The organism is Methylomonas sp. BG-2 (genome assembly GCF_057766305.1).
Genome location: NZ_JBYMAP010000087.1, coordinates 1 through 16,703, shown reverse-complemented (window position 1 = coordinate 16,703; position 16,703 = coordinate 1). Strand labels below are relative to the sequence as shown.

Genomic DNA, 16,703 nt, shown 5'->3' with positions numbered 1-16,703 from the left:
ATTCGGACGGCGACGCTCGGTTGCCGGAATCCGCATCGGAGAACGAAACGCCGGACGGCGAGGTCGACCGCATATTGTTGGTGGACGACGATCCCGGGTTTCGGATGGTGACCGGCGCCAAACTGCGGAGCGCCGGCTATCGCGTCGCCGAGGCCGATAGCGGCGAGGCGGCCTTGGCGTGGCTGGACCGGGAAACGCCCGATCTGGTGATTCTGGATGCCGTGATGCCCGGCATCGACGGTTTCGATACCTGCCAGGCCATGCATGCCGTGCCGGCAATGGCCGGCGTGCCGATTATCATGTCCACCGGCCTGGACGACATCGAATCGATCAATCGCGCCTTCAGGGTCGGCGCCGCCGATTTCATCGTCAAACCGATCAATCACGTGGTGTTGATACATCACATCAAGTTTTTGTTGCGCGCCAGCCGGACCACCGCCGAACTGCGACACAACAAGCAGCAATTGTCCGCGGCGCAACGCGTCGCCGGTCTGGGTTATTGGACTTGGGAACCCAGGCAGCGCCGGTTCGGCACCTCGTCTTATCTGGCGGAGTTGTGCCGATTGGAGCCCGACTATTTTCAAGGCGATCTCGATCGCTATATCGAGTTGATCGAGCCCGATAAGCAGCCGACGGTGAGGGCGCTAATCGACGCGGCGGCGGCCGGCGAGGCGGTCGACGATATCGAATACCGCTTGCGCGTCGATTTGGAACAGCCGATCACGGTGCGCCAACATACCGCGCTGGTCGAAGGCGGCCCGAATGCCTACGTCACCGGCACCGTGCAAGACATCAGCAAGCAGAAAGCCTCCGAGCAATTGATTCACCAATTGGCCTACTTCGATGCGTTGACCGGTCTGGCCAGCCGCGTGCATTATCAAAAACGCATCCAGCAAACCATCAAGGCCGCCCAGCGCGGCCAGCAGCAGTTTGCGTTTCTGTTCCTGGATCTGGACGAATTCAAATACGTTAACGACAGTTTCGGCCACAACGTCGGCGACCAGTTTTTGACGGCGATTGCGCAACGCATCCAGCGGGTGATGCGCGGCGAGGATTTTGTCGCCCGGCTGGGCGGCGACGAGTTTTGCGTGATCGCCAACCCGATTACCGACGAGTTTCAAGCGATGGAAATCGCCGAGCGTTGCCTTGAGGAAATCAATCTGCCGCTGATTTTGGGCAGCCATCATTTGAGTCCGCGGGTGAGTATCGGTATTGCCATTTATCCCAAGGACGGCGACAACGAACACGACCTGATGAAGGCGGCCGACACCGCGATGTACTCCGCGAAAAGCGCCGGCAAGCAACGTTACGCTTATTACCGGCCGGAAATGACCGGGTTGGCAATCAAACGCCTGCAAGACGAACAAATGTTGCGCGAAGCACTGGAAAAGGAGCAATTCGAATTGTATTACCAACCCCAGGTCAGCATGGTGACCGGCCGGGTGATCGGCGTCGAGGCCTTGTTGCGCTGGCGGCATCCGCAACGCGGCTTGCTCGGGCCCAGCGAATTCATCGGTCTGTCCGAGGCGCTGGGTTTGATTCAACAACTCGGTGCCTGGGTGATCGGCGCGGCGTGTCGCCAACTCAAGGCTTGGCACGAACTGGGCATGGTGCCGCTCACCGTCGCGGTCAACCTGTCGGCCAGCCAATTCCGCGATCCGCGATTGTTGGATATTTTGAATGCGGCGTTAAAGGCGTCGGATTTGCCGGCCGACGCGCTGACGCTGGAAGTGACCGAAAGCGTCATGCAAACCGAAGCGGATATGGCGATTTTTCAGCAGCTGAAGGCAAGGTCGTGCCGGATTGCCATTGACGATTTCGGCACCGGTTATTCGTCGCTGGCGTCGCTCAAACACCTGCCGGTCGATTGCTTGAAAATAGATCGGGTGTTCGTTCAGGACGTGTTGACCAATCCGCAAACGCCGATTTTGCTGGGCACCATCATCGGCATGGCCAATGCTATGGCGTTCAAGATGGTGGCCGAAGGCGTCGAAACCATCGAACAAGCCATGGTGATGAGCGGCTTGGGTTGCCAGATCATCCAGGGCTATTATTTCAGCCAGCCCTTGCCGGCCAAGGACTTGCCGGCTTTGTTCGGGAAGGATTTTCGGCTTGAGCAGGCCGAAAGCGGGCTTGCTTCGGGAATGGCCGGCGATGGTCACTGAGGCGGCGCCGCTGTGGCGGAGCGGATTGGAGCGAGTGTTGGTGCTGCCGCACGATGTCCACCATTTGCTGCGGGCCTTGGTGGACGATGATTTGGATTATCCGGCGCTGGCCGAAGTATTGACCTACCATCCGACCATTTGCGCCCGTTTGCTGGCCCTGGCCAACTCCGCTTGGGCCAACGGCCACGGCGAGCCGGTGACTTCGATAGAGCGCTGCTGCCTGAAATTGGGCATGAACGTGATCAGGGCGGTCGGCATCGGCTTGGCGGTGATGAAGCCGTTTCATCCCGGCAAATGTCGGGCGTTCGATCTGCGCCGCTATTGGGTCAGCGGCATGTTGACCGGTCAGGCCGCCGCCCGCTTGGCCGAACCGCTCGGCGATAGCGGGTTGGCGGAAACCGTCAGAACCGCCGGCATTTTGCACAACATCGGCTTGTTGTGTCTGGCCGATACGATGCCGGAGCAAACCCAAATCGTGCTGGAATACAAGCGGAGCCATCCGGAAATTGCGTTGAGTCGGCTGCTGCGGCACGCCTTGCAGGGCGATTACTGCGAAGTAGGCGGCTATTTGGCCGAGCAATGGGGTTTGGCGCCGGAATTGGTCGTGACTGTCGCTCGTCACGGCGAGCCGGACTATCGTGGCGACCACTGGCGGGCGGTCCAATTGGTACACGCCGCCGCCCGGATGGCTTGCCGGGCCGGCAAGGACGAGGAATGGCCGCCGCTGAGCGGCTTGAACGAGATCGGCATCGGCGCCGAGCGCCAGGCCGAAGTGTATCTGCGCTTGGGAGAGCAGGCGTCCGCGGTCCGGGAATTAGCGGCAACCTTGTTTCGTTAGCGGTCGGCGGGGGCGCTCCGAGCTTGGCGGCTTCGGGGCTTGGCGTTTCGCCGCCGCCCGGTCAGCGTCCGCGTTTGGCGCTGAAATCGCGCAACATCGGCAGTACGCGGATCGCCAGCCAACGGCGCACGCCGGCGGCGCCGGCGCGGCAGGCGGTTCCGCCGCGCGCGGCCAAGTCCGGCCAATCGATTGCGCGGTCGGCCAACCAACCGCGCCGATGCAACCAATGCAGCAAGCCGCTGATGTAGAGCAGGGCGGGCGCCAGCCCGGTCAGAAACCATAGAAACCGACCGGCCGCGCCGAACGCCTCGCCGGTATGCAGCGGCCACAGCCAAGTGGTAAAGCGCTGGCCCGCAGAAAATTTGTGCGGGTTGCGCACGTCGCGGATTTGCCCGCTCCACCGGTCCACCCAAACGGTCGTGAACGGATGGTGCTGATTGATTTCGTCGCGTTGGCGCAAGTTGATCCGATAGGTGCCCAGTTCGCCGACCGGCGTCGTTATCCGTCGCACTTCGGATTTCGGGAACGGCCCGCGCGCCACCAACACCGCTTCGGCCAGATTGACCGGTCGGTTGTTCGGCACGCCGGTACTGCGTACCGCCGGGCCCTCGTCGCCGTGGCCCATGCCGTCGGCGGCGGTCAGTGTTTCCAGCAGGGCCGGGTAGGCCAGATGAAATCCGGTAAAGGCCAGAATCAACAAGACGCCGCCGCTGAGCAGGCCCAGCCAACGGTGCAAGTCAAAGGCCAGTTTCACCAAGCTGGCGTGGCGTATTCTGAACACCTCGCCGAGGCGTTCGCGGCCAGGCCACCACAAGCCCAGCCCGCTAAGTACCGACAGCATCAGCAGGCCGCCCAGCCACGCCACCACGGTGCGGCCGGTGGCGGCCCACTGCAACTGGCTGTGCAGGTCCAATATCCAGGTTGTCAGGGTTTGCCCCCAAAACCGCCGGTCCAACACCTTACCGGTGTAAGGGTCCAGCGAAACCATCAGCGGGGCGTAATATTGCTCGTAACTTTCCTTGGGCTTGTCGAACCAGGCGGTGATCGCGCCATCCGCCGCGCGCGGCATTTCCAGCGTCCAGGCGCCGTGCCGATCCGGTTCGGCGGCGCGCAGGGCCGCGAATAGCTTGTCCAATGCCAGCGTCTCGGCGTCGGCGCGGTAGGCGGGCGCGCGCAAGTGCGGGTTGAGGAGGTTGTCGATTTCTTCCCGGTACACGCAAAGGCTGCCGGTCAGGCCCATCAGCGCGAACAGCAACCCCGCCGACAAGGCCAGGTAGAGATGGCATTGCACCCAAAGCCGACGCGCGGCGAATCGAAAACGGGGACGGACGATGATCGGGTATTGCAATTCGGACATGGCAATCGGCGCGGGTAAGTGGGCCCGCTATTTTGCCGCAATCGCCGGCGCCCGGCGACCGCGAAATTTCACCGAGCGCCCGCCGACTGAGGTAATATTCCAGCCGCGCCGCTCCCGATGCCGCAAAGCCCGACCGGGGTGGCCCGGCCGCGAGAACCGGTCTCCCGGCTCGCGGCGACCCTCCCAACCCATCGCTCAAACTGTGACTCCTCAATGCATTTGCCCGACGAACACGCCATCCGCGCCGAGGTTCAGGTGCTATACCGCGACGAATCGCGGCGGATTTTGGCGACCTTGATTCGCTTGCTCGGCGATTTCGACCTCGCCGAGGAAGGCTTGCACGATGCGTTTCGGGCCGCGTTGGAACAGTGGCCGCGCGACGGCCTGCCGGCCAACCCCAGGGCCTGGCTGGTTTCAGCCGGTCGCTTCAAAGCCGTTGACCGCTTGCGTCGGCTGTCGCGCTTCGAGCAACTGGAGGATATCGACGCGCTGATCGATCCGCGAGCGGATGCGGCGGCCGACAGCGCCGAAGACTGGCCGGACGACAGGCTGAAGCTGATTTTTACCTGCTGCCATCCGGCACTGGCGCCGGAGGCGCATCTGGCCTTGACCTTGCGGGAAGTCTGCGGCTTGACGACCGAGGCGATCGCCGCGGCCTTCCTGACGCCCACGCCGACGTTGGCGCAACGCCTCGTTCGCGCCAAGGCCAAGATTCGCGACGCCAAGATTCCGTATCGGGTGCCGCTCGCCGAGGAATTGCCGGACCGTTTGGCCTCGGTGTTGCGGGTGGTTTATCTGGTGTTCAACGAAGGGTATTCGGCGTCGTCGGGCGCCAGTCTGACCCGACCCGATCTGGCCGGCGAGGCCGTGCGGTTGGGTCGCCTGCTGGCCGAGTTGTTGCCGGAGCCGGAAGTATTCGGTTTGTTGGCCTTGATGTTGCTGCACGATGCGCGGCGCGAGGCGCGAACCTCCGCCGACGGCGAATTGATCTTGCTGGCCGACCAGGACCGCTCGCTGTGGCATCGCGCGCAAATCGCCGAAGGCCAGCGTTGGGTCGAAGCCGCCTTGGGCGGCGGCCGGCCGGGGGTTTACGCCTTGCAGGCCGCGATCGCCGCCTTGCATGCCGAGGCCGCCTGCCCGGAAGCCACCGATTGGCCGCAGATCGTCGCTTTGTATCAATTGCTGCTGACAGTGCAATCGTCGCCGGTCGTCGAGTTGAATCTGGCCGTCGCGCTGGCGATGCGCGACGGCCCCTGCGCCGGCTTGGCCGTGATCGACGCTATCCTGGCGCGCGGCGAATTGGCCGGCTACCATTTGGCTCACGCCGCGCGCGGCGATTTGTACCGGCGCTTGGGCGATGCCGCCGGCGCGATCGCCGCCTATCAACGCGCGCTGGCGCTAGTCAAGCAGGAACCCGAGCGGCGGTTTTTACAGCGCCGACTGGCCGAATTGGCCGGCTGAAAATTCTTGCAGGTGATGTCGAATCGGATCGTCGCCAAACGACTAGCGTTGATCCTAAAAAAGAGCGCTTGAAGTGTATTGCGTTCCGTTCGCGCTCGACTTGCATCGATGCGGAAGGTCGGGCAACGCATGGCGTATTTGCCGAGAGCAACGTCGAAGCATGAACGGCCCGCAATATGCTTACTCGATGGCTGAATGAAAATCCCGCCCGCCCTTCGACAAACTCGACGAGCGGGATTTTTCATCGCCCAACGGCTTTTATTAGGTTTACCCGAAACTCGACGCTGGGAGTAACCGATGAAATACCTTTGCCTGATTTGTGCCGAAAAAGTCATGGAAGACATGGAGCCGGCCGCCGCCGACCGGCATTTTGAAGAGTACGCCGAATTTACCGAAGCGATTCGGGCCAGCGGCCATTACTTGGCTTGCAACCGATTGTTGCCGGCCAGCGCGGCCATCACGGTGCGGGTCCGCGATGCCAACGTGACCACCACGGACGGGCCGTTTGCCGAAACCAAGGAGCAGTTGGGCGGTTATTATGTAATCGAGGCCGCCGATCTGAACGAGGCGATCCGAATCGCCGCCCGAATCCCAGGCGCGCGCTTCGGTTGCGTGGAAGTGCGCCCGGTCGCCGAGGATAGTCAAACCTTGACCGCGTTGGGTTTGGGTTGAGCAGGCGGTCGCCACCGGCTTCGATGGCTGGGCGAGGATGCCGGGCCTCGCTATCGCGACGGGGCGATCGTCCGGCAATGACCTAGCCGCTGGTTTTCGAAACCGCGGTTTTGAGCCGAGGGGCACCCCGGAGCGGCGGTCGGCCGAAGGTTTTTATTTGGAGACTATATGAAATACTTGTTGTTGATTTACTTTGCCGAGCGGACGCTGGCGGACGATGATCGCCAGGCTTGTTATCAGGAGTCCTTGCAGCTGGCGCGCGATTTGGCGGAACGCGGCCAATATCTGGCCGCCAGTCCGCTGCAACCCACCGCGTTGGCAACCAGCGTGCGGGTGCGCGATGGGCAGTGTCTGGTCACCGACGGCCCGTTTGCCGAAACCCACGAGCAACTCGGCGGCTACTACTTGGTGGAAACCGCCGATCTGGATCAGGCGATTGCCATCGCCGCGCGGATTCCGATGGCGCGCAAGGGCACGGTCGAAGTCAGGCCGTTGATCGAATTGCCGGGGTTGCCGGCGGATGATCCGGCCTAGAGTGGCGCGGCCCATCCCGGCGTTGGCGATCGGAATGCGCTAGCCGATGGCGATCGCGGCTTTGGCGGTGTTGGCCGGCATCGTTTGGGTGCAACAATGGCAGCGGCTACCGGTGGATTGGGAGTGGTCGGCGTTGGCGGCATTATTGCTGCTGAGCGCGTACAAGCGTCAGGTCGGCTTGGCCGCGTTATTGGCCGGCGCGCTTTGGGCGGCCGGATTCGGGGGTTGGCGCCTCGGTGAGCGCTTGCCCGATGCTTGGCAAAACCGGGAAATTCAAGTCGAAGGCTATATCGCCGGCATGCCCAGGCACTTGGACAATCGCATCGGCTTCGACTTCGCCGTTACTCGTCCGGCCGGCGACTTTCCAAGGACATTGCGATTGAACTGGTATCGGACCACGGCCGAGGTGGCGGCGGGCCAGAGCTGGCGCTTGACCGTCAAGCTGCGACAGCCGCACGGCCGTCTGAATCCGGGCGGTTTCGATTACGAAGCTTGGTTGTTTGCCAATCGGATTGGCGCCACCGGCTATGTCCGCGACGAGCCGGCGCCGTTGCGCCTGGCCGACGATGGCCGGTTGGGCGCGGTCTTGGCGCGAGCCAGACACAGCATTTCGGCGGCGCTGGACCAGGCCTTGCCCGGCGGCGCCAACCTCGGTTTGATCAAAGCGCTGACGATAGGCAGCCAGGATGGGTTGAGTCAGGCGCAGTGGCAGGTGTTTCGCAAAACCGGCACCGTGCATTTGATCGTGATTTCCGGCTCGCACATCAGTTTGGTGGCCGGCCTGGTTTTTCTGATCGTACGGCGCGCCTGGGCCTGGACCGGCGTTCTGCGTTGGTCGCCGCAGCGGGTGGCGGCACTGACGGCGTGGCTGGTGGCGGCGTGTTACGCCGGTTTGGCCGGCTATTCGGTGCCGACGCTGCGCGCGGTGGTGATGCTGGCCGTGGCGTTGGCGGCCTTGAGTTGGCAGCGTAATGTCGGTGCCTGGCGGATCCTGGCGTTGGCCTTGCTGGCGGTGTTGGCCTTCGATCCGCTGGCGGTACTGGCGGTCGGTTTTTGGTTGTCGTTCGCGGCGGTCGGATTATTGATCTACGTTTCCGCCGGCCGGCTCGGCCGGCCGGGCTACTGGCGCGAGGCGGCGTTGACGCAATGGGCCACGGCGGCCGGCTTGGCGCCTCTGCTGATTCTGTTTTTTCAACAAGTCTCGCTGATTTCGCCGTTGGCCAACTGGCTGGCGGTGCCGGTGATCGGCATCGTGGTGGTGCCGTTGGCCTTGGCGGCGGTGGCGGTATTATTCATCTGGCCGGCGGCGGCGCACGGCGTGCTGGTTTTGGTCGATTGGTGCCTCCAGGCGCTCTGGCAAGCCTTGCAAATCCTGGCGGATTTGCCGTTGGCCAGCGCGGCGCTAGCGACGCCGGCTTGGCCGGCCTTGCTGTGCGCCGGCGTCGGCACCTTGTTGATGCTGGCGCCCAAGGGATTCCCGGCCCGCTATCTGGCGATTGGGTTGTTTTTGCCGCTGTTGATTGCCGAGGTAGACCGGCCGCCGCCCGGCGAAGCGCGGTTGGCGCTGCTGGATGTCGGCCAAGGCTTGGCCGCCGTCGTCGAGACCGCCGAGCATCGCTTATTATTCGACACCGGTGCTCGTTATTCCGAAGACTCCGACATGGGCGATTCGGTGATTTTGCCGTATTTGCGCTCGCGGGGCATACGCCGGCTGGACGGCTTGATCGTTAGCCACGACGACATCGACCACAGCGGCGGCGCGGACTCGGTGCTGGCCGAGGTCGCCGCCGCCCGGGTGATCAGCAGCGTGCCGGCCTGGGCCGAGCGGCCGGACGGCGAGTATTGTCGGTCTGGGCAGACCTGGACTTGGGACGGCGTCGAGTTTCGGATGTTGGCGCCGTCCGATCCGCGTCTGCCGGGCGACAACGACAATTCCTGCGTGCTGCAAGTCCGCGCCGCCAGCGCCAGTCTGCTATTGACCGCCGACATTGAGCAAGCCGGAGAACGCCGTTTGGTGGAGCAATACGGTAACGAACTGGCCAGCACCTGGTTGGTGGCGCCGCATCACGGCAGCAAGACCTCGTCAACGCCGGCGTTTCTGGAACAGGTTTCGCCGGCCTGGGTGCTGATTCCGGCCGGCCATTTGAACCGCTTCGGCTTTCCGCATCCGCAAGTACTGGAGCGCTATCGCCGGATCGGCGCGAATTGGGTGAATACCGCCAATCAAGGCGCGATCGTTGTCGATACGGTCGCCATTCCGGCGACGATCCTCGGCGAACGCTGCCGGCGCCGCCGCTATTGGATGGCGGCGGATGCCTGTCCGGCGGCGGAAGCCGGCCGATAACACTTAACGGCGTTGGAATTTCTGCCTATACTCTCGCAATTATTCGCGGGAGCTTATGCATGGAAATCGAAAAACGCAGCCATCGGCGGTTCTGCCCGGAGGGTTTGTCGGCGCACATCATCATCGACCCGCCGCCGCCCGGCGGCGAAATCGTCATCGACGGCTTGGTGGTGGACATGAGCTACAGCGGTATCAAAATCCGCTTGAAAGAGCCGCTGGCCCAAACCGTCGAGGAAGCCGAGCTGCGGATTTCGATCGTGTTGCCGGAATCGAAAGTGCCGGTGTCGATCCACGGCATGATCAAGCATTTGCGCGACGAGCACCAGGAATGCGGCTTGCAGTACGACAGCGAGCGGCACGCCGAGCACGAATTGGACGATTTGATGTTCGAGTGCGTGAAATTCGCGCCGCCGGCCGACGAAGGCTGAGAATGGCGACGACCTCGGCCGGCATGCTCCGGCGAATCTGGGAGGCGCTGAACGGCGAAACCGCCTACCGCCGCTACTTACAACACTGGCAAACCCACCATGCCGACACCGAATCGGCGCCGCTCAGCCGCAAGGCCTTCTTCGCCGCCGAAACCCGCCGCAAATGGAGCGGCGTCAAACGCTGCTGCTAAACCGGCGGCTCGGCTTCCCGGGTCCACAAGCAGTTGCCGGATACTTTGGCGATTTTGGCCAGGCGTTGCTCGTGGGCGGCTTGCTCTTCGGCGTTGCAGGCGATGACTTTCAGTGGCGGCCGGTCGGCGGAGAGCCTGACGATGGTTTGTTCGCCGGCGCTGTCGGCTTCCGCGTCTTCCAGCAGCGAAAACTGGCCGCCGGTCATCAATAGATAAACGTCGGCCAGAATCTCGGCGTCCAATAGCGCGCCGTGCAATTCCCGGTGGCTGTTGTCGATGCCGTAGCGCTTGCACAGCGCGTCCAGGCTGGCGCGGGCGCCGGGATGTTTTTTGCGGGCGAAGGCCAGCGTGTCGAACACGCTGCTGTTGGATTCGACGCTACGCGTCTCGCCCGGCAACAGACTCAATTCGTGGTTCAAAAAGCCGACGTCGAACGGCGCGTTGTGGATGATCAGTTCCGCGCCGGCGGTGAAGGCCATGAAATCCTCGACGACATCGGCGAAGCGCGGCTTGTCGCGCAAAAACTCGTTGGTGATGCCGTGTACTTCGATGGCGCCGGCGTCGATTTCCCGGTCCGGATTCAGATAGACGTGAAAGTGGTTGCGGGTCAGCCGGCGGTTGATCAGCTCGACGCAACCGATTTCGATGATCTTGTGGCCTTCCTTGGGATTGATGCCGGTGGTCTCGGTATCCAGTACGATCTGCCGATGTTGGCGTGAACTCATCGTCGCTCCTCAGCCGCAGAAGGCTTTCAATAATTCGGTTTGTACCTGGTAAGCGGCTTGTTCGCCGCGTTCGGCGCGTCGGTACTGGCCGTCGCTTTGCAGCAACCAAGCTTGCGCCGTGTCGCTCAAATAGCCTTCCAGATCGGCCAGAACCCGGTCGATGTTTTTGCGGTCGCCGATCGGGAAGCAGACTTCCACCCGTCGGAACATGTTGCGGTTCATTAAATCGGCGCTGGAGGCGTATACCGCCCAATCGCCGCTGTTGTAAAACGCGTAAATCCGGGTGTGTTCCAGAAAGCGGCCGACGATGGAGCGGACTTCGATATTGTCGGAGACCCCCGGTACGCCGGGCCGCAAACAGCACATGCCGCGCACGATCATTTTGATTTCCACGCCGGCTTGCGACGCGCGGTACAGCGCGCGGATGGCTTGTTCCTCGACCACGGCGTTGACTTTGATGATGATTTTGGCCGGCTTGCCTTTTTTGGCCTGGTCGATTTCCTTGTCGATCATCTTCATCAGGCCCGGATGCAGCGTAAACGGCGATTGCAGCAATTTGTTCAATTTGCTGACCTTGCCCAGGCTGGTCAATTGCATGAACACCCTGCGCACGTCCTCGGCCAGTTCCTTGTCGCAAGTAAACAAACCGTAGTCGGTGTAGAGCCGGGCGGTTTTGGGGTGGTAGTTGCCGGTGCCTAGATGCACATAATTGCGCAGATGGTTGTTTTCCTTGCGCAGCACCATGCACATCTTGGCGTGGGTCTTGTAGCCGACCACCCCGTACACGACGTGGGCGCCGGCTTCCTGTAATTTGGCGGCCAGGCCGATGTTGTCCTTTTCGTCGAAACGGGCGCGCAGTTCGATGACCACGGTGACTTCCTTGCCGGCGCGGGCGCCCTTGATTAGCGCCGCGACGATTGGCGAATCGACGCCGGTGCGGTACAGGGTTTGCTTGATCGCCAGCACGTCCGGATCGGCGGCGGCCTGTTTGATGAAATCGACCACCGGCGTGAACGATTCGTAGGGGTGATGCAGCAGCACATCCTGCTTGCGGATGCTGGCGAAGAAATCCTTGTTGCGGCCGAAGGCGTTGGGCACGCTGGGTTTGAACGGCGGAAACTTCAATTCCGGCCGCTCGATCAGGTTGTAAATCGCTTGAATCCGGCTCAGGTTGACCGGGCCGTTGGCCAGAAACAGCCGGTCGGCGGTCAGGTCGAAGCGGGCCATCAGGAAGTTGACGGTTTCTTCCGGGCAGTTGGCGTCGATTTCCAGGCGGACTTCGTCGCCGTAATTGCGCATCGCCAATTCGCCTTCGACGGCCAGCATCAAATCGTCGATGGCGTCGTCGTCGACGAAGAAGTCGCTGTTGCGGGTGACCCGAAATTGGTAGCAACCCTTGACGGTCATGCCGTTGAACAAGTCGTTGACGAAGGCGTGGATAATCGACGACAGGAACACGAAATCGTGCGGACCGCTGTCGGTGTCGGCGGCCGGCAATTGCACGATGCGCGGCAGCGCGCGCGGCGCCTGCAGCACCGCGCGGCCGCTGTTGCGGCCGAAGGCGTCCTTGCCGGTCAGCGAGATGATGAAATTCAAACTCTTGTTGAGGATGCGCGGAAACGGATGGGCCGAATCCAGTCCGACCGGGGTCAGAATTGGCAGCAACTCCTCGTTAAAGTATTTTTCCAGCCAGGCTTTTTGCGAGGCGCTCCAACGGTCGCGGCGCAGAAAGCGAATATGGTCGGCCTCCAGTCGCGGTATCAGAACTTCGTTGAGTACCCGATATTGTTCGGCAACCAAGTCGTGAGCCTTGACCGACAGCCGTTCCAGTTGCTCGTTGATGGTCAGTCCGTCCGGGCTGATTACGTTGGCGTCCATTTCCGCCATTTGCAGCAAACTGGCCACCCGCACTTCGTAGAACTCGTCGAGATTGGAACAGGAAATGCATAAATAGTTGAGGCGCTCCAGCAGCGGCAGGCTGTCGTCGAGGGCTTGGGCCAGCACCCGGGCGTTGAATTCCAACAGACTGAGTTCGCGGTTGATGTAAAGCTCTGGGCTATTAAGTTCGATCGGCTGCATGGCGGTCCTGAAAGGGGCGGGCTCGCGCCGATTATAAGGCAAATGCTTCGGCCTTAGGTTACGGCGGCGTTTAAGCGTCCGAAGTTGATATAATCGCCGCCCATTGATAACCGGATGTTAGATTCATGAATTTTCCAACGATAGAAGCGTTTGTCGGAAACACGCCATTGGTGCGTTTGCAACGTTTGCCGGTGGCCAATGCTTGCACGATTTTAGTCAAGCTGGAAGGCAACAATCCGGCCGGTTCGGTCAAGGACAGGCCGGCCTTGAGCATGATCCAGCATGCCGAGGCGCGCGGCGAGATCAAGCCGGGCGACCGCCTGATCGAAGCCACCAGCGGCAATACCGGCATCGCGTTGGCGATGGCGGCGGCGATCAAGGGTTACAAAATGACGCTGATCATGCCGGATAACATGAGCGCGGAACGGATCGCGTCGATGAAGGCCTACGGTGCCGAAATCATTTTGACTCCGGCCAAGGGCAGCATGGAAGGCGCGATTGACTTGGCGCGGGCCATGGAAGCGCGCGGCGAGGGCCGCATCCTCGATCAGTTCGCCAACCCGGACAATCCGCTGGCGCATTATGAAGGTACCGGCCCGGAAATCTGGCGCGACACCCAGGGCGCCATCACCCACTTTGTCAGCTCGATGGGGACGACAGGCACCATCATGGGCACCTCCAAATATTTGAAGGAGCAAAACCCGGCGATCGAAATCGTCGGCGTGCAGCCGGAAGGCGAGTCCAAGATACCCGGCATTCGCCGCTGGCCCAAGGAATATCTGCCCAAGATCTACGACGACAGCCGGGTGGACAGAATTATCGAAGTCAATCAAATCAACGCCGAGAACACCACCCGCGCGCTGGCCGCCGAGGAAGGGATTTTCGCCGGCGTGTCGTCCGGCGGCGCGGTTTACGCGGCGCTGCAGCTGTCCCAGCAAGTCGAAAGTGCGCTGATCGTGGCGATCGTCTGCGATCGCGGCGACCGTTATTTGTCCACCGGGATATTCCCGACCTGAAGTCCGCGCTGGGTCGGGTCGAAGGTCCGGTCCCAGCGCTACCCGCCGTCCCGTCGGATCGCACCCCGCCGATCCGACCCACGTTAATTGAATAATGGCTTACAAGAAAAAACTTCCGCTAGACCCCGTTACCGTCACTATCGAATCCTTGTCCCACGACGGCCGCGGCATCAGCCACGTCAACGGCAAGGTGGTGTTCATCGACGAAGCCTTGCCCGGCGAGAGCGTGGACTTTGTTTATACCGACAGCCGCCGCGATTACGCCGAGGGCAAGGTGGTCAAACTGCACGACCGCAACCCGCACCGGGTCGATCCGGCCTGTCCGCACTTTGGCAGTTGCGGCGGTTGCAGTTTTCAGCACGTCGACGACGCCGAGCAAATTCAGTTTAAGGAAGAGCTGTTGCGCGAGCAATTCCGCCGGATCGGCAAGGTAGAGATCCCGCAAATCTGGGAAGCCTTGACCGGGCCGCACTGGGGTTATCGTACCAAGGCGCGGATGGGCGTGAAATGGGTTGCCAAAAAAGGTAAGGTGTTGGTCGGTTTTCGCGAGCGTCGCAATCCCTATCTGGCCGAAATCGATGCCTGTAAAGTCATGCATCCGATCGTCGGCGAGAAGCTGACGCTGCTTGGCGACATGATCGCCGGCCTGAGCATCAAGGATAAGATTCCGCAAATTGAAGTCGCGATCGGCGACGACGAATGCGTGCTGGCGTTTCGGGTGTTGGAGCCGCCGACCGCCGAGGACAAGCAGCGGATGCGCGAATTCGCGCACCTCCACCAGATCAGTATTTGCCTGCAACCGAAGGGACCGGACAGCATCGTGCCGCTGGACGGCGAGCCCGAGGTGATTCCCAGCTACGCGTTGCCGGACTACGGTGTTAAATTCAACTTTCGGCCGGCGATGTTCACCCAGGTGAACTACGACATCAACCGGCAAATGATTGCCCGTGCCTTGACCGCGCTGGAATTGACGAAGACCGACCGGGTCCTGGATTTGTTTTGCGGGCTGGGTAATTTCACGCTGCCGCTGGCGACCCGGGCCGGTTACGTGGTCGGCATCGAAGGCGATACGCCGCTGGTCAATCATGCCCGCGAAAACGCCCGCTTGAACCGGCTGGACAATGTCGAATTCCACGTCGCCGATTTGACCAAGGACGTTCGGGACCAGCCCTGGTGCCGGCAAAAATTCACCAAGGTATTGCTCGATCCGTCGCGGGCCGGCGCGTCCGAGGTGTTGCATAACTTCAAGCACTGGCAGCCCGAGCGCATCGTTTACGTCTCCTGCAATCCATCGACATTGGCGCGCGATGCCGGTATTCTGGTCAACGAATTGGGTTACCAACTGGTCAAGGCGGGCGTGATGGATATGTTCCCGCAGACCGCCCACGTCGAGTCCATCGCATTATTCGTCAAACCATGAGTCCACATTGCTACATTGACGTATCGCTTGCCGACCAGCGCCTGCTGTTGATCGAAGACGACAGTGTGATGCGGGTGTTCGCGGTATCCACCGCCAAAAACGGACCCGGCGAACTGAAGGGCAGCGAATGCACCCCGACCGGCTGGCACCGCATCCGCGCCAAAATCGGTGCCGAGGCCCCGGTCAACACCGTATTCGTCGGCCGGCGGCCGACCGGTGAAATCTACACGCCGGAATTGGCGTTGATCGAACCCGAGCGCGACTGGATACTCAGCCGGATATTGTGGCTGGGTGGTTTGGAGCCGGGCAAGAATCGCTACGGCGAGGTCGATACCGCCCGGCGTTACATTTACATCCACGGCTGTCCCGACGAGGCGATGCAGGCGGTGCCGGCTTCGCACGGCTGTATCCGGATGCGCAATGCCGATATGATCGAGTTGTTCGACATGGTGTCGCCCGGCTGCCGGGTGTTTATTCACGTCTGAGCGGCCGCGCGTGAGCCGCATCGTTCTCGGTGTCGAATACGACGGCAGCCGCTACGCCGGCTGGCAGATTCAGGCCGGCAAAGCCACCGTGCAAGGCGAGCTAGAACGGGCGCTGGCCAACATCGCGGCGCAACCGGTGACGGTGTTGTGTGCCGGCCGCACCGATGCCGGCGTGCACGCCCTGGAGCAGGTCGTGCATTTCGATTGTCCGGTCGATCGGGATTTGCGCGGCTGGGTGATGGGCGGCAACAGCCATCTGCCCGACGATATCCGCATCACCTGGGCCAGGCCGGCCGTCGGCGACTTCCACGCCCGCTACAGCGCCATCGCCCGCTTTTACCGTTACGTGATCCTGAACCGGGCGATGAAGTCGGCGCTGTTGCGCGATCAGGCGACCTGGTGCTACCAAATGCTCGACGCCGAGCGCATGCATCGCGCCGCCCAGCATCTGCTCGGCGAGCACGATTTTTCGTCGTTTCGCGCCCAAAGCTGCCAGTCGGTCAGTCCCAATCGGCTGATGTATTTCATCGACGTGGTTCGCGACGGCGATAAAGTGATCATCGACCTGTGCGCCAACGCGTTTTTGCACCACATGGTCCGCAACATCGCCGGTGTGCTGATCGACATCGGCAGCGGCAAACAGCCCGAGGATTGGACTTCGCGGCTACTGCAAATCAAGGACCGCGCCCAAGCCGCCAGCACCGCTCCGCCGCACGGTCTGCACCTGGGCGGCGTGTATTATCCCGAGCGCTACGCCATGCCCGCCCATCCCGTGTTCCGGAAGTTGCCCAAGGACGCCCGGCGTTTTGATTGACGGGCTCCCCGCGCCGGCCATGCCGCGCGATTACCACGGGTGCCATCCGCATTTGCTCAGGCAACTAACACCGTCGCCGACCGGGTTCAAGGCCGCCGCCTCCCCGCACCGTGTCTTTCATTTGCCGGCGCGACGCAGCGGTTGCATGAGCGTTAGGTTTATCGTTTAAGGATT

The 16,703-nt window shown here is 61.9% G+C and carries 15 protein-coding genes; 12 read left to right on the top strand and 3 right to left on the bottom strand.

Annotated elements, in window-relative coordinates; translation table 11 throughout:
• Window positions 1-2,165, top strand: a 2,165-nt coding sequence (locus tag AC3B8H_RS10240) for a putative bifunctional diguanylate cyclase/phosphodiesterase (protein ID WP_488441483.1), incomplete at its 5' end; no start/stop codon positions are given.
• Window positions 2,155-3,003 carry an HDOD domain-containing protein gene (locus tag AC3B8H_RS10235; protein WP_488441482.1) on the top strand — a complete coding sequence of 283 codons (849 nt, stop codon included), beginning with the start codon at window positions 2,155-2,157 and terminating at the stop codon, window positions 3,001-3,003. The genes AC3B8H_RS10240 and AC3B8H_RS10235, both read left to right, overlap by 11 nt.
• A 61-nt stretch (window positions 3,004-3,064) precedes the next feature.
• Here the strand turns inward: AC3B8H_RS10235 and AC3B8H_RS10230 are convergent, their stop codons facing one another.
• Complete coding sequence (locus AC3B8H_RS10230; RefSeq protein WP_488441481.1) at window positions 3,065-4,360, bottom strand: PepSY-associated TM helix domain-containing protein; 1,296 nt, start codon at window positions 4,358-4,360, stop codon at window positions 3,065-3,067.
• A 213-nt stretch (window positions 4,361-4,573) separates the two neighbouring features.
• Between AC3B8H_RS10230 and AC3B8H_RS10225 the strand changes: the two genes are divergently transcribed.
• The 6 genes from AC3B8H_RS10225 (at window position 4,574) to AC3B8H_RS10200 (ending at window position 9,990) form a co-directional block, all read left to right on the top strand.
• Window positions 4,574-5,821 carry an RNA polymerase sigma factor gene (locus AC3B8H_RS10225; RefSeq protein WP_488441480.1) on the top strand — a complete coding sequence of 416 codons (1,248 nt, stop codon included), beginning with the start codon at window positions 4,574-4,576 and terminating at the stop codon, window positions 5,819-5,821.
• 297 nt (window positions 5,822-6,118) lie between these two features.
• Window positions 6,119-6,493, top strand: coding sequence for a YciI family protein (locus AC3B8H_RS10220; RefSeq protein ID WP_488441479.1), 375 nt, complete (start codon window positions 6,119-6,121; stop codon window positions 6,491-6,493).
• Window positions 6,494-6,661: 168 nt separating this feature from the next.
• Window positions 6,662-7,027 carry a YciI family protein gene (locus AC3B8H_RS10215; protein WP_488441478.1) on the top strand — a complete coding sequence of 122 codons (366 nt, stop codon included), beginning with the start codon at window positions 6,662-6,664 and terminating at the stop codon, window positions 7,025-7,027.
• Window positions 7,028-7,073: 46 nt separating this feature from the next.
• Entirely contained in the window at window positions 7,074-9,371 is a 2,298-nt protein-coding gene (locus AC3B8H_RS10210; protein ID WP_488441477.1) for a DNA internalization-related competence protein ComEC/Rec2, read from the top strand.
• A gap of 59 nt (window positions 9,372-9,430) precedes the next feature.
• Window positions 9,431-9,799 (top strand): PilZ domain-containing protein, encoded by a 369-nt coding sequence (locus tag AC3B8H_RS10205; protein WP_488441476.1) that lies wholly within the window; start codon window positions 9,431-9,433, stop codon window positions 9,797-9,799.
• Window positions 9,800-9,801: 2 nt separating this feature from the next.
• Complete coding sequence (locus AC3B8H_RS10200; protein WP_488441475.1) at window positions 9,802-9,990, top strand: CstA-like transporter-associated (seleno)protein; 189 nt, start codon at window positions 9,802-9,804, stop codon at window positions 9,988-9,990.
• On the opposite strand, the gene dnaQ is transcribed toward AC3B8H_RS10200, so the two are convergent.
• Together dnaQ and ppk1 are read right to left on the bottom strand one after the other, a co-directional pair.
• A complete protein-coding gene (gene dnaQ / locus AC3B8H_RS10195) occupies window positions 9,987-10,715 on the bottom strand; it encodes a DNA polymerase III subunit epsilon (protein WP_488441474.1) in 729 nt (242 codons plus the stop codon). The two genes, AC3B8H_RS10200 and dnaQ, sit on opposite strands and share 4 nt — an antisense overlap.
• A gap of 9 nt (window positions 10,716-10,724) precedes the next feature.
• Window positions 10,725-12,794 (bottom strand): polyphosphate kinase 1, encoded by a 2,070-nt coding sequence (gene ppk1, locus AC3B8H_RS10190; RefSeq protein WP_488441473.1) that lies wholly within the window; start codon window positions 12,792-12,794, stop codon window positions 10,725-10,727.
• A gap of 125 nt (window positions 12,795-12,919) precedes the next feature.
• On the opposite strand from ppk1, the gene cysM reads away from it, so the two are divergent.
• The 4 genes from cysM to truA all read left to right on the top strand — a co-directional run bounded on the left by cysM (window position 12,920) and on the right by truA (window position 16,529).
• On the top strand, window positions 12,920-13,810 hold the full coding sequence (gene cysM, locus AC3B8H_RS10185) for a cysteine synthase CysM (RefSeq protein ID WP_488441472.1): 891 nt from the start codon (window positions 12,920-12,922) through the stop codon (window positions 13,808-13,810).
• Between the two features lie 94 nt (window positions 13,811-13,904).
• On the top strand, window positions 13,905-15,230 hold the full coding sequence (rlmD, locus tag AC3B8H_RS10180) for a 23S rRNA (uracil(1939)-C(5))-methyltransferase RlmD (RefSeq protein ID WP_488441471.1): 1,326 nt from the start codon (window positions 13,905-13,907) through the stop codon (window positions 15,228-15,230).
• Window positions 15,227-15,715, top strand: a complete 489-nt coding sequence (locus AC3B8H_RS10175) for a L,D-transpeptidase family protein (RefSeq protein WP_488441470.1) — start codon at window positions 15,227-15,229, stop codon at window positions 15,713-15,715. The genes rlmD and AC3B8H_RS10175 overlap by 4 nt, the downstream gene beginning before the upstream one ends.
• Before the next feature lie 10 nt (window positions 15,716-15,725).
• Window positions 15,726-16,529 carry a tRNA pseudouridine(38-40) synthase TruA gene (truA, locus tag AC3B8H_RS10170; RefSeq protein ID WP_488441469.1) on the top strand — a complete coding sequence of 268 codons (804 nt, stop codon included), beginning with the start codon at window positions 15,726-15,728 and terminating at the stop codon, window positions 16,527-16,529.
• The last annotated feature ends 174 nt before the right edge of the window (window positions 16,530-16,703 follow it).

What these genes read in the sequence shown, in the direction of transcription:
- AC3B8H_RS10235 (WP_488441482.1), top strand. Translation starts at nt 2,155, where the DNA reads ATGGTCACTGAGGCGGCGCCGCTGTGGCGGAGCGGATTGGAGCGAGTG.
- AC3B8H_RS10230 (WP_488441481.1), bottom strand. Translation starts at nt 4,360, where the DNA reads ATGTCCGAATTGCAATACCCGATCATCGTCCGTCCCCGTTTTCGATTC.
- AC3B8H_RS10225 (WP_488441480.1), top strand. Translation starts at nt 4,574, where the DNA reads ATGCATTTGCCCGACGAACACGCCATCCGCGCCGAGGTTCAGGTGCTA.
- AC3B8H_RS10220 (WP_488441479.1), top strand. Translation starts at nt 6,119, where the DNA reads ATGAAATACCTTTGCCTGATTTGTGCCGAAAAAGTCATGGAAGACATG.
- AC3B8H_RS10215 (WP_488441478.1), top strand. Translation starts at nt 6,662, where the DNA reads ATGAAATACTTGTTGTTGATTTACTTTGCCGAGCGGACGCTGGCGGAC.
- AC3B8H_RS10210 (WP_488441477.1), top strand. Translation starts at nt 7,074, where the DNA reads ATGGCGATCGCGGCTTTGGCGGTGTTGGCCGGCATCGTTTGGGTGCAA.
- AC3B8H_RS10205 (WP_488441476.1), top strand. Translation starts at nt 9,431, where the DNA reads ATGGAAATCGAAAAACGCAGCCATCGGCGGTTCTGCCCGGAGGGTTTG.
- AC3B8H_RS10200 (WP_488441475.1), top strand. Translation starts at nt 9,802, where the DNA reads ATGGCGACGACCTCGGCCGGCATGCTCCGGCGAATCTGGGAGGCGCTG.
- dnaQ (WP_488441474.1), bottom strand. Translation starts at nt 10,715, where the DNA reads ATGAGTTCACGCCAACATCGGCAGATCGTACTGGATACCGAGACCACC.
- ppk1 (WP_488441473.1), bottom strand. Translation starts at nt 12,794, where the DNA reads ATGCAGCCGATCGAACTTAATAGCCCAGAGCTTTACATCAACCGCGAA.
- cysM (WP_488441472.1), top strand. Translation starts at nt 12,920, where the DNA reads ATGAATTTTCCAACGATAGAAGCGTTTGTCGGAAACACGCCATTGGTG.
- rlmD (WP_488441471.1), top strand. Translation starts at nt 13,905, where the DNA reads ATGGCTTACAAGAAAAAACTTCCGCTAGACCCCGTTACCGTCACTATC.
- AC3B8H_RS10175 (WP_488441470.1), top strand. Translation starts at nt 15,227, where the DNA reads ATGAGTCCACATTGCTACATTGACGTATCGCTTGCCGACCAGCGCCTG.